The organism is Halomonas sp. FeN2 (assembly GCF_020595105.1).
GTDB lineage: Bacteria > Pseudomonadota > Gammaproteobacteria > Pseudomonadales > Halomonadaceae > Vreelandella > Vreelandella neptunia.
The window spans coordinates 457,160-468,186 of the sequence record NZ_CP074200.1 but is presented as its reverse complement, the minus strand read 5'-3'; the positions used below and the strand labels follow the sequence as shown (position 1 = coordinate 468,186).

The 11,027-nt window shown below is 54.7% G+C and carries 13 protein-coding genes and 1 pseudogene; 13 read left to right on the top strand and 1 reads right to left on the bottom strand.

Annotation, left to right across the window (positions count from 1 at the left end; genetic code table 11):
- The first annotated feature begins 117 nt into the window (after positions 1-117).
- From KF947_RS02280 to cobJ, 3 genes are read left to right on the top strand one after another with little or no spacing between them, the layout of a single operon-like run.
- Positions 118-747, top strand: coding sequence for a precorrin-8X methylmutase (locus KF947_RS02280; protein WP_227405334.1), 630 nt, complete (start codon positions 118-120; stop codon positions 745-747).
- Positions 744-1,469 (top strand): precorrin-2 C(20)-methyltransferase, encoded by a 726-nt coding sequence (cobI, locus tag KF947_RS02275; RefSeq protein ID WP_227405333.1) that lies wholly within the window; start codon positions 744-746, stop codon positions 1,467-1,469. The genes KF947_RS02280 and cobI overlap by 4 nt, the downstream gene beginning before the upstream one ends.
- Positions 1,466-2,215 carry a precorrin-3B C(17)-methyltransferase gene (gene cobJ / locus KF947_RS02270; RefSeq protein WP_133732585.1) on the top strand — a complete coding sequence of 250 codons (750 nt, stop codon included), beginning with the start codon at positions 1,466-1,468 and terminating at the stop codon, positions 2,213-2,215. Before cobI ends, cobJ begins: the two co-directional genes overlap by 4 nt.
- Positions 2,216-2,527: 312 nt before the next feature.
- On the opposite strand, the gene KF947_RS02265 is transcribed toward cobJ, so the two are convergent.
- Positions 2,528-3,265 carry a cobalt-precorrin-6A reductase gene (locus tag KF947_RS02265; RefSeq protein WP_133732584.1) on the bottom strand — a complete coding sequence of 246 codons (738 nt, stop codon included), beginning with the start codon at positions 3,263-3,265 and terminating at the stop codon, positions 2,528-2,530.
- On the opposite strand from KF947_RS02265, the gene cbiE reads away from it, so the two are divergent.
- The 10 genes and pseudogenes from cbiE to rho all read left to right on the top strand — a co-directional run bounded on the left by cbiE (position 3,264) and on the right by rho (position 11,022).
- On the top strand, positions 3,264-4,487 hold the full coding sequence (gene cbiE / locus KF947_RS02260; protein WP_133732583.1) for a precorrin-6y C5,15-methyltransferase (decarboxylating) subunit CbiE: 1,224 nt from the start codon (positions 3,264-3,266) through the stop codon (positions 4,485-4,487). The two genes, KF947_RS02265 and cbiE, sit on opposite strands and share 2 nt — an antisense overlap.
- A complete protein-coding gene (locus KF947_RS02255) occupies positions 4,469-4,870 on the top strand; it encodes a cobalamin biosynthesis protein (RefSeq protein ID WP_413614117.1) in 402 nt (133 codons plus the stop codon). The genes cbiE and KF947_RS02255 overlap by 19 nt, the downstream gene beginning before the upstream one ends.
- On the top strand, positions 4,867-5,670 hold the full coding sequence (gene cobM, locus KF947_RS02250; RefSeq protein ID WP_227405332.1) for a precorrin-4 C(11)-methyltransferase: 804 nt from the start codon (positions 4,867-4,869) through the stop codon (positions 5,668-5,670). The genes KF947_RS02255 and cobM overlap by 4 nt, the downstream gene beginning before the upstream one ends.
- Positions 5,667-6,431 carry a precorrin-6A synthase (deacetylating) gene (cobF, locus tag KF947_RS02245; RefSeq protein WP_227405331.1) on the top strand — a complete coding sequence of 255 codons (765 nt, stop codon included), beginning with the start codon at positions 5,667-5,669 and terminating at the stop codon, positions 6,429-6,431. The genes cobM and cobF overlap by 4 nt, the downstream gene beginning before the upstream one ends.
- Positions 6,432-6,502: 71 nt before the next feature.
- Positions 6,503-6,943 carry a YtoQ family protein gene (locus KF947_RS02240; protein WP_227405330.1) on the top strand — a complete coding sequence of 147 codons (441 nt, stop codon included), beginning with the start codon at positions 6,503-6,505 and terminating at the stop codon, positions 6,941-6,943.
- 260 nt (positions 6,944-7,203) lie between these two features.
- Positions 7,204-7,347, top strand: coding sequence for a BrnT family toxin (locus KF947_RS02235; RefSeq protein ID WP_227405329.1), 144 nt, complete (start codon positions 7,204-7,206; stop codon positions 7,345-7,347).
- A pseudogene (locus KF947_RS02230) lies at positions 7,301-7,549 on the top strand (BrnA antitoxin family protein); the annotation flags it as partial. The gene KF947_RS02235 and the pseudogene KF947_RS02230, both read left to right, overlap by 47 nt.
- Positions 7,550-8,329: 780 nt before the next feature.
- Positions 8,330-8,947, top strand: a complete 618-nt coding sequence (locus KF947_RS02225) for a tetratricopeptide repeat protein (RefSeq protein WP_227405327.1) — start codon at positions 8,330-8,332, stop codon at positions 8,945-8,947.
- 82 nt (positions 8,948-9,029) lie between these two features.
- Positions 9,030-9,716 (top strand): hypothetical protein, encoded by a 687-nt coding sequence (locus KF947_RS02220; protein WP_227405326.1) that lies wholly within the window; start codon positions 9,030-9,032, stop codon positions 9,714-9,716.
- A gap of 349 nt (positions 9,717-10,065) precedes the next feature.
- Positions 10,066-11,022, top strand: coding sequence for a transcription termination factor Rho (rho, locus tag KF947_RS02215; protein WP_227405325.1), 957 nt, complete (start codon positions 10,066-10,068; stop codon positions 11,020-11,022).
- Positions 11,023-11,027 lie beyond the last annotated feature (5 nt).

Below are 11,027 nucleotides of genomic sequence, written 5' to 3'. Positions count from 1 at the left end.
GAAAAAGTAGCGCCCAAGGATGGGTTCACAGCGCCCTTGCGTAAACCTGCCCTGGCACGGGTGTCTTGCTGACCAGCATGCAGACCAGCAGCGAATTAGTTTATTTGGAGAGTTTGGGTGCCCTATAAGTACGAAACCAGTGGCCCGGCGATTTACCGGGAGTCGTTTGCGATTATTCGCAGTGAAGCCGAGCTTGGCCGCTTTTCAGAGGAAGAAGAGACCGTGGCGGTGCGCATGATTCACGCCGCCGGGCTGGTGGAATTGGCCGCGCATATTCATTTTCAAAACGACGTGGTCAATAAGGCCCGTGCCGCGTTAAAGCAGGGCGCACCGATTCTCTGCGATGCCCGCATGGTCTCAGAAGGCATCACCCGCAAGCGGCTGCCCGCTGACAACGAGATTATCTGCACCCTCAACGATGAGCGCACGCCCGGCCTTGCCCAGGAAATGGCCAACACCCGCTCGGCGGCGGCGCTGGAACTCTGGCGGCCGCACCTGGAAGGCGCCGTGGTCGCTATTGGTAACGCGCCTACCGCGCTGTTTCACCTGCTCAATATGCTCGAAGACCCGGCGTGCCCGCGCCCGGCGGCGATTATCGGCTGCCCGGTAGGTTTTGTCGGCGCCGCCGAATCCAAGGAAGCGCTGTTGGCTAACCCGGCACTGCCCAGCTGTATCGTCCGCGGGCGTTTGGGCGGCAGCGCCGTAACGGTGGCGGCTATCAACGCCATGGCGGATCGCATCGAATGACTCAGGGAACGGTATACGGTGTTGGGCTAGGCCCAGGCAGCCAAGACTTGATGAGCGTGCGCGCCGACCGTCTGATACGCAGGGCGACCCACGTGGCGTATTTCCGTAAAAAGGGTCGCTGCGGCCATGCGCGCACCATCGTGGAGGGCATGATCCCGCCCGGCGCAATCGAGCTGCCCATGGAATACCCGGTCACCACGGAAATTCCCTTCGACGACCCGCGCTACAATGAGCTACTGGCGGCTTTCTACGAACGCAGCGTGGCCCAGCTCATCGAGATGGCGGAAGCCGGGTGCGATGTGGTGGTGCTGTGTGAAGGCGACCCGTTCTTCTACGGCTCCTTTATGCACCTCTACACTCGACTGTTGAACCGCGTGCCCGTCTCGGTAGTGCCGGGGATTACCGGCATGTCGGCGGCGTGGACGGCCACCGACCAGCCGATTACCTGGGGCGATGACATCCTGACCGTGCTGATGGCCACGCTCCCCGAAGAGGCGTTGGCCGAACGCATCGCCCAAACCGATGCGCTGGTAGTGATGAAGATTGGACGTAACCTGGCCAAGCTACGCCGAGCGCTGACTCACGCGGGCCGCGAAGGCGAAGCGTGGCTGATCGAGTACGCCGCCATGTCGCAACAACGCGTATTGCCACTGGCGGACGTGGGCGAGAGCGTGCCGTACTTCTCGATTGTGCTGATCCATGGCCATGGGAGGCGGCCATGAGCGGCTGGCTGAAAATCGTCGGCCTGGGGCCGGGTTCAGAGGCCATGGTCACCCCCGAGGTAACCGCTGCGCTATTGGATGCCACCGACGTGGTGGGCTATGTGCCCTACGTCAACCGGGTCGCGCCTCGTGCTGGATTAGTCCGCCACGGCTCGGATAACCGCGAAGAGATTCGCAGGGCAGAGCAGGCGCTACAGCTGGCGCTTGAGGGCCATCGGGTCGTGGTGGTCTCTTCCGGCGACCCCGGCGTCTTTGCCATGGCCGCCGCGGTGTTCGAAGCCTTGGAGGCAGGCGATGCCCAGTGGCGCGCGCTGGATATTCAGGTGCTGCCGGGTATTTCCGCCATGCTGGCCGCCAGCGCAAGCGTCGGCGCGCCGCTGGGGCACGACTTCTGCTGCATTAATCTATCCGACAATCTCAAGCCCTGGGCGCTGATTGAAAAGCGCCTGCGCCTGGCCGCCGAGGCCGACTTCGCCATGGCGTTCTATAATCCGCGCTCCAAGGCGCGCCCGGCGGGTTTCGAGCGCACGCTGGACGTACTGCAGGAAGCCTGCGGGCCGGATCGATTGATTATCTTCGCCCGGGCGGTGTCCACGCCGGAAGAGTCAGTTCGCGTCACCACCCTAGGCGAGGCAACGCCGGACATGGCCGATATGCGCACTTTGGTTATCGTCGGTTCCCAGCAGACGCGATTGATCGAGCGCAGTGGATCTCCGCTGGTTTATACACCGCGCTCGGCTGATTAAGCGTCGTGATGATTAGGTTATTCGTCATCTAATGTGGATTTAATATTAATCGACCATTTTGAGTCTCATAATTCTGATTGTAACCACTAAGCCAACTATTTGTTGTGGGAGGGAGCTTTAGCTCGCGATTGCTTATGCTTCCAATCCGATAATACCAGGGTGCCGTCGGCCCCCTTCGCGCGCTGAAGCGCCCTCCCACGGGTGCAGTTATCAGCTTGGCAGCCTAAACAGGCGCGAGCTAAAGTTACCTCGCACTGGTCAATTATCAGACTGGCAGAAATAATCCCATATAAAATGACGAAGAGCCGATGATTAATAGTGGTCGCCAAGCCAGCTAAACACGTCATCGATGCAATGAACTTCGTGGCGGGGTGGCAGTGCTGGCCGTTCGATCATCACCACGGGCAGGCCGAGCCTACGGGCAGCGGTTAGTTTTGAGGCGGCTCCATCGCCGCCAGAGTTTTTACACACAATGCGCTGGATTCGCTGGTTTTCCAGCAGGGCTAAGTCGCCCTCCAAGGTAAACGGGCCTCGATCAATCACGGTGCTGACATCCGCCAGTGGCAACGGGCTTGTAGGCCGGTCAACCAAACGCAGCACGTAATGGTGCTGGGGCTGGCCGGCAAAGGCCGCAAGGTGCATGCGGCCAATAGCAAGCAGCACCCGCTGGGGCGGGCCCGCCAGGGCACTGACGGCTTCATCGATACTTGCCACGCTTTGCCACTGGTCACCGTCAACGGGTCGCCAGGCAGGCCGGGTAAGGGCAATGGCTTTTACGCCGCACTGGGCCGCGGCGGCTAACACGTTCGCGCTCATCTGCGCGGCAAAGGGATGGGTGGCATCGACGATATGGGTGATGCGCTCCTGGGCCACAAACGCGGTAAGGCCACTCACGCCGCCAAAGCCGCCAATACGGGTCGGCAGCGGCTGGGGTTTAGGCGTGGCAACACGGCCCGCATAGCTGAAAATGGCGGGAAGCCCGCGCTTGGCAACCGCACTGGCCAGGGCGCTGGCCTCCGTGGTTCCCCCGAGAATTAGGATCTTGATCATGGTTGAAATTTCTCACGCTCCAGTGGGTCAGGCTCCCTGGCTGACCCTTTTAGGCTGGGGGGAGGGTGGCACACAGGCGCTAACGGCGGCAAGCCGCGCCGCACTGGAAAGTGCCGAGGTGGTGTTCGGCGCACGCCGCCACCTACGCCTTTTGCCGCCCCTAAACGCCGAGGTGATTGAGTGGCCAGTTCCCTTTGCCGATGGCATTCCCGAACTGCTCAATCAGCGCGGCCGCCGGGTGGTCATGTTGGTCTCAAACGACCCGTTCTGGTTTGGGGCGGGCAGCACCCTGGCGCAGCATCTCAGCGCTGACGAGTGGCAGGCGCTGTCAGCGCCTTCTACCTTCAGCCTTGCGGCTTCCCGCCTGGGCTGGCCGCTGGAGCGCTGCACCTGCCTGGGCCTGCACGCCAAGCCGCTGACGCGCATTCGACCTTACCTGCATGCCGGTAGGCGTTTGCTGGTGCTGGTAAGAGACGGCGAGGCGGTGGCCGAGTTAGCGGCGTTGATGAACAGCTTCGGCTTTGGCGATTCCCAGCTAACGCTACTGGAAGCCCTGGGCGGCGATAACGAGCGCATTCGCCATTGTCGTGTCGACGCCAGCTTGCCCCAGGCCATCGCCCACCCGGTAGCGGTAGCGCTGGAAGTCGCCGGTAACGGCCCGGCCTTACCGCTGACGCCCGGCCTGCCGGATCATTTTTTTGACCACGACGGCCAGATCACCAAACAGACCATTCGCGCCATAACCCTGGCGGCGCTGGCCCCCATGCCCGGCGAGCGGCTATGGGATATCGGCACCGGTTCAGGCTCTATCGCTATTGAGTGGCTGCTCGCTCACCCGGATAATCAGGCGGTAGGCTTTGAGCAAAACGCGGAACGGGCAGCCCGAGCGCGCAGCAATGCAGAGAACCTGGGCGTTGATTGGCTGGAAGTAAAAGAGGGCAGCGCGCCGGATGTGCTGAACGATACACCGCTGCCGGATGCGGTATTTATTGGCGGCGGGTTATCCCAAGCGCTGTTAGATGACTTATGGCAGCGCCTGCCCGAAGGCGTGCGCATCGTCGCCAATGCCGTCACGCTGGAATCCGAAGCGCTGCTGGCGCACTGGCAGCACAAGGTAGGCGGTGAACTGCTACGGCTGGAGCTTTCCAATTCCGCCCCCATCGGCACCCGGCGAGGCTGGAAGGCCAGCTACCCGATTGTTCAGTGGCGGGGCGTTCGGTGAAGGCGCGGGCGTTACACGTCGCCGGATTTGGCTTTCGCAGTGAGGCCACGCTTGAATCTCTTGCCCAGGCGCTGGATCAACTGATCGACCAATGCGGCGCTATCGATAAGCTGGCGGCGGCTCGCTCCATGCTGCCGTTAGTCGAAGAGCTGGGACAACTGCGACACATCGAGGTTATCGCCGTGTCGGACGCCGAGCTGCCGACGGTGGCAACGCTGACTCATTCAACACAAAGTATGCAGGCCCGCGGCACGGGCAGCGTGGCCGAGGCCGTAGCGCTGTTAGCGGCAGGCCCGAATGCTAGGCTAATGGGGCCGAGGATAATTTCAGCGGATAGGCTGGCCACCGCCGCGTTGGCGTTGGCAGAAGGAATCACAGAATGACCGTACATTTCATTGGCGCCGGCCCCGGCGCGCCGGATCTGCTTACCCTGCGCGGGCGCGACCTGATCGCCGCCTGTCCGGTTTGCCTCTATGCAGGCTCGTTAGTGCCGGAGCAGATTCTGGAACATTGCCCGGCGGGGGCGCGGGTGATCAACACCGCACCGCTGTCGCTTGATGACATCATGCAGGAGATCAGCCGCGCCCACGCCGAAGGCCAAGATGTGGCCCGGCTGCATTCGGGGGATCTATCGGTCTGGTCGGCCATGGGTGAGCAGCTGCGCCGCCTGCGCGAGCTGGAGATCCCATACAGCATTACCCCCGGCGTGCCAGCCTTTGCGGCAGCGGCGGCAACCCTAGGTCAAGAGCTAACGCTGCCCGGTGTAGCCCAGTCGGTAGTGCTCACCCGCACGCCTGGCCGGGCCAGCGCCATGCCCAGCGACGAGACCTTGGACAATTTCGCCCGCACCGGCGCCACGTTGGCCATTCATCTCTCTATCCATAACCTTGCCCAGGTGGTCGAGAGCCTGACGCCTTATTACGGTGAGCAGTGCCCGGTGGCGATCGTGTGGCGGGCAAGTTGGCCCGATGAGCGGGTGGTACGCGGGCGGCTAGCCAGCATAGAAGCGTTGATCGATAACACCATGCAGCGCACGGCGCTAATTCTGGTGGGGCCGGTGCTGGAGAGCGACGACTTCCAGGAGAGCAGCCTCTATGCCGTAGGCTACGACCGCCGCTTTCGCCCCCAGTCGGCGGATTCGCCTTTTGCCACGGCAAGCCAAGACCAAGAGAGCGAATCATGATCACGCTTTCGCTAATAGGCATCGGCACCGGCAATCTTGACCACGTCACCCTGGCCGCCGTGCGCGCCCTCAATAACGCCGACCTGATCCTGCTGCCCCGCAAAGGCGAGGCCAAGTCGGATCTTATCGATCTACGCCGCTTGCTATGCGAACGGCTGCTGGAAGCGCCGGTGACCACCAAGATCGTCGAGTTCGACCTCCCCAGCCGTGATGGCCGTCATGACTACCTGGGCGCGGTAGACGACTGGCACGCTGCCATCGCCAACGTCTGGGCGCAGCAAATCGATGAACATCTTCCCAACGGCGGGCGGGTAGGGATGCTGGTGTGGGGCGACCCCTCGCTTTACGACAGCAGCCTGCGCATTACCCAGCGCCTAAGCGCGGCGGGTAAGCAGGTTGAAGTAGAGGTTGTGCCAGGCATCACCAGCCTGCAAGTGCTTACCGCTGAACACAAAATTCCCCTCAATGCCCTTGCCGAACCGGTGCACATCACCACCGGCCGCCGCCTGCGCGAGCGCGGCTGGCCAAACGATGCCGCCACGGTAGCCGTAATGCTGGATAGCGGCGGGGCCTTTACCGCGCTGCCGCAAGAGGACACTTACATCTGGTGGGGCGCCTACCTGGGCATGGATAAACAGTGCCTGATCAAAGGCTGGCTAAGCGACGTCGGCGATCAGATTATCCAGCGTCGGGCAGCGCTACGCGACACCCACGGCTGGATAATGGATATTTATCTGCTGGCCAAACAGCCCCTGCTATAGTGCCGGTATTAATATGGAATGATTTTCCATAAAATGGCGCTACTGACCAACTAGTATATTGAGGAATAGCCATGAGCTTTTACGTTTACCTATCCGGCGAGATCCACACCGATTGGCGCGAAGAAATCCAGCGCGGCGCCGAGGCCGCGGGCCTGGATATCGTGTTTACCGCACCGGTCACCGACCACGCCGCCTCTGACGCCGCCGGCGACCACCTGGGCAAGCCGGAAAATGGCTTCTGGCGCGATCACCAGTCATCCAAGGTCAACGCCATCCGCACCCGTACAATGATCGAGCAAGCGGATCTGGTCGTCGTACGCTTCGGCGACAAATACAAACAATGGAACGCCGCCTTCGACGCAGGCTACTGCTCAGCCCTCGCCAAGCCCTACATCACCCTGCACAGCGAAGACATCGTCCACCCGCTTAAAGAAGTCGATGCCGGGGCGCAAGCCTGGTGTACCACCACCGACCAAGTCGTCGAAACCCTACGCTACGTGCTCAAAGCCTAAGCCCCTGCGCCTCCCGCAAGTCCTGCTAAAACTTGTGGGAGTGGATCATCTTGTGGGAGGGAGCTTCAGCTCGCGACGATTACGCCACGTAAACAGCTCCGCCACTGAACTGACGTTCTATTCTGTTTGGCGGGAGGGCGCTTAAGCCTGCGGCTGTTTCGCCTCGAGAATCAGCAACTACCAACGTCTTGATAATACGTACACTATAACTACAGTGTAATGTATGAACTCTATTAATTTTGATTAGAATCCTGGTAAATATGCAGCTAATCGCCAGAAGCTTGGCGTCTCGTTTACTGGTGGTGTGCCACTGCGTTAGAGACGGAGAAACAATCCGAATTATCTCAGCACGCAAGGCGGATAAACGAGAGCGAAAAACTTACGAAGGGTATAGACATGCGTGACCATTACGATTTTTCAGAGTCAGTCAAAAACCCATACGCCAAGAAGCTTAAAAAGCAGGTCACGATACGGCTGGATGAAGATACCATCGCGTATTTCAAGAATCTGGCGGAGGAAAAAGACCTTCCTTATCAGAGCTTGATCAATCTCTATCTGCGCGACTGTGCTCAGTCACATAAAGACCTCAAGCTTGATTGGAAATAAACGGCGCAGCGTTAACCAAGCCCTACATCATCATCCTGCGCAGCTAAGATATTAGAAGTCGACGCAGGCTACCAGGTTTGGTGCGCTACTACCGATCAAATGGTTGAAACTCTGCGTTATGTCCTCAAAGCCTAAGCTGGCCGTTCTTCCTTCTGAAAGCCTTGCTTCAATTTGTGGGAGGGTGCTTCAGTGCGAGAAGACACAGCCACATAAATAATCCAGTCCAATAGAGTGCTAGGCCACTATTGCTAGTGTTTTTCGCTACAAAAACTATAAAATCAAAGAATTGCATGTGCGTAGCGCGGCGTAACGCTTGGCGAGGAACGAGCCAAAAGGCACCCGCAGCAGCGGCCCGGCGCTAAGGCAGCGTCAGCTGCCCAAAGCCTGCTCCAGCTCAATTTTTCTGCAAAGTCACGTGACCTAAGCCAATTTTATGAATAGAGTATGTTAGATCGGCAAAACGAGTGCGCACGCGAATTTTGGATATACTGAAAAACTATTTTTAATTCTATTAGATATCAGATGGTTAGGGTAATTCGGCGTGCGTGATAAGAATGTTAAATATTGCAGAGCGTTATTCAATTTCAGAACAAGCAGTTTAACCATTGTTAGCTTCATAGCAGGCAGCTTGTAGAAAAAGGGATTCCACATAACACATGAAGCTTCATTTGAAAGTTGAGTCTGCACTTAAAAGCAGGTAACAAACAACTGCAGCGGATCAAATTTCGCTGCGCTTAATTTGTCCGCTGAGTTGGGTGTCATGCCTCTAGGGAGTAAAAAATGAGCATTCTCGATTTATTCAAGAAAAAGCCAAAAGTGAATGGAATTATCAAGTATTTAAACTTAGAAGGTTGGTGGTTGAATGAGTTGAGCGATGAAGAGCGTGAAATCATTCTAAATATTTACTCTCCGATGGGTAGTGAAAATTCGATAATTGAGGGTGAAATATGCAGCAGCAGTCAAACACAGCTACACTTCTTCTGGGGCCTTATTGGCTGGTTCAATAAACCAGAACTAAGACATATCGCCTATAAGTTAATTTCTAAAGCTGAAACTTTTATCGATAAAAGCTCAGAGCCTTTAGATGTGCATTTTTTCTATAGCACTAAATTAGAAGTTTTCTATAAAGATCGAGATTTACGCCCAAATGGTCTTGAACTTGCAATCCAATCCTGCGAACAACAAATTGCAAATGCACCGGCAGCAGCTACAGCATTCAAACAAAAATATGATGGTAATTTGCCTGCACATAAAGGTTACGCCCAGTTAGCAATCATCTTAGAAAAGCAAAAACGCTACGATGAAGCGATTTCTTTATGTGAAAAAGCTAAATCTCAAGGCTGGGCTGGTGACTGGGATAAACGTATAGAGCGCTGTGATAAGCGAGCAAAGGCATAACAATACGTTGTTGTTGAACAATTTTTTCGCTGCGCTACAAAATTTTCTCAAAAAGCGGCGTTATTTCTCAAATGGAGGTTAAGTGAAGTACATTAATTACTTATTGTTAATTGTTGGCGGGTTAAGTGTTTTTCTTATAGTTAAATCTAGTAATGACGTAATTTTATCAAATGAATATGGGGCTTTTTTTAGCCAGTTTATCCTCGGAAATGATATTGTGTTTAACCTTTCATGTGGCATGCTGGTTAGTATTTGGTTTTACTTCTTAGTGGTTTTTCTACCAGAGTATTTCAAGAAGATAAGAATTAAGAAAAACTTCATTTCTGAGTATAAAGAATTCAGAAGACAAATTATACAACATATTTTGCACAATAGTTCAGAGCCATATTCGGTAGGGCTTATAGATGAGCTAACAGATGTCAAAGAGTTTAAGAGGTATTTTTATACTAAAGTCAGCGATAACAAGAACAGATGGTATGTTTTTTCAAATAACCTAGATAGTAAGGCGTTGACCGAAATTCTACTAGAGTTTGAATCCTTAAAAGAATCAATAATTTTGTTGTTGGTAAATATTGATATTCAAAACGATGAGGTGGTTTCGTTTCTACATAGATTAAAAACAATGTCGATTAATTTAAAGTGTGTGCGAGAAGGTGATTATCTAGGTTGTAATCGCTTTTTAAGGTTTTTATGGGAAATGTTGTCTGGCTATACGGTCGACGGTTACAATGATAACGATACATTTGAAAATATTTTTAAAAAAATATAGCGAAATATAACAATGCCTACCCGCTGCATATTGGTTGGTGTGGAATTTTGTGTAATAAGGCGAAGCCATACACAAAATTAAGCACCAACCAATATGTAGCTGCACTTAGCGTTGAGGCTTTAGAAAAACTCCGAAGACGGCTATGTTTTGGTAGTGATCACCTACCAAGACCAGTTCCACCCCGGTACCTTTGAGCCCGCGGTGCATGATCTGATTGAGCACAAATTAGATTTCATCGTTTCCCTGCCAAGTACCGCAACAATGCGACCAATCGGCTGTCTATGATGCAGCTATTTCATACATTCAGTACTCTATAAATTCAGGTTATTAAAGGCGATCCATCGATATTATGACGAGAAAAACACTAGGTCTGAAGGCAAAAAAACAGATAGACGCCAAGCCCACCGACGAAGTCGAAGATCAATTCCCTAATGATCCCGAAAAACGGTTTTTAAATGGCGTCGCTATTCATCCTTCCCCACGCATTTATTTAGAGCCTGGCTCTCAAGAGCGTACTGTGCGAGCGATGGATTTGATTACGCCCATTGGGATGGGGCAGCGAGGGTTGATTGTGGCGCCGCCAGGCTCTGGCAAAACGACAATGTTAAAACATATCTGTCAGGCTGTAGCGGAAGCTCATCCTGATATAAAGCTGTATGCCTTGCTGATTGATGAGCGTCCTGAAGAGGTGACCGACTTCAAGCGCAGTGTGTCGGCAGAAGTCCATGCATCGTCTTCAGACGAAAGCTACACACACCATGTGAAAATGGCAGACAAGCTTCTTGAGACGGCGCGTAGGCAAGCAGGCGAGGGTCATAATGTGATGATTGTGATCGATTCTCTTACCAGGCTCTCGCGGGTTCATAATGCCGAGCAGCGGGGCAATGGCCGCACTATGTCCGGCGGGCTGGATTCCCGAGCGATGGAAATACCGCGAAAACTGTTTGGCGCTGCGAGAAAGATCGAAAATGGTGGTTCGCTCACTATTCTGGCCACCGTGCTGGTGGATACAGGAAGCCGTATGGATCAGGTGATTTTCGAGGAGTTCAAAGGCACGGGCAATATGGAACTCGTGTTATCCCGGGATGTGGCCAATCAACGGATTTTCCCTGCGATAGATATTGCCAAAAGCAGTACCCGTCGCGAAGAGCTGTTGATTGATGAAAAAGATATTGAAAAAGTAAGGACATTGCGAAGAGCGCTGACAGCGCTTAAGCCGGTAGAAGGCGCGCAGAAGTTACTTGAGTTATTGGATAAATATCCAACTAATGCCGAACTGCTAGATGCGTTTTTACCAGCTTCGTGAAATGT

Coding starts and splice junctions, on each gene's coding strand:
- cobI (WP_227405333.1), top strand. CDS start 744: ATGACTCAGGGAACGGTATACGGTGTTGGGCTAGGCCCAGGCAGCCAA.
- cobJ (WP_133732585.1), top strand. CDS start 1,466: ATGAGCGGCTGGCTGAAAATCGTCGGCCTGGGGCCGGGTTCAGAGGCC.
- cbiE (WP_133732583.1), top strand. CDS start 3,264: ATGGTTGAAATTTCTCACGCTCCAGTGGGTCAGGCTCCCTGGCTGACC.
- KF947_RS02265 (WP_133732584.1), bottom strand. CDS start 3,265: ATGATCAAGATCCTAATTCTCGGGGGAACCACGGAGGCCAGCGCCCTG.
- cobM (WP_227405332.1), top strand. CDS start 4,867: ATGACCGTACATTTCATTGGCGCCGGCCCCGGCGCGCCGGATCTGCTT.
- cobF (WP_227405331.1), top strand. CDS start 5,667: ATGATCACGCTTTCGCTAATAGGCATCGGCACCGGCAATCTTGACCAC.
- KF947_RS02240 (WP_227405330.1), top strand. CDS start 6,503: ATGAGCTTTTACGTTTACCTATCCGGCGAGATCCACACCGATTGGCGC.
- KF947_RS02235 (WP_227405329.1), top strand. CDS start 7,204: ATGCAGCTAATCGCCAGAAGCTTGGCGTCTCGTTTACTGGTGGTGTGC.
- KF947_RS02225 (WP_227405327.1), top strand. CDS start 8,330: ATGAGCATTCTCGATTTATTCAAGAAAAAGCCAAAAGTGAATGGAATT.
- rho (WP_227405325.1), top strand. CDS start 10,066: ATGACGAGAAAAACACTAGGTCTGAAGGCAAAAAAACAGATAGACGCC.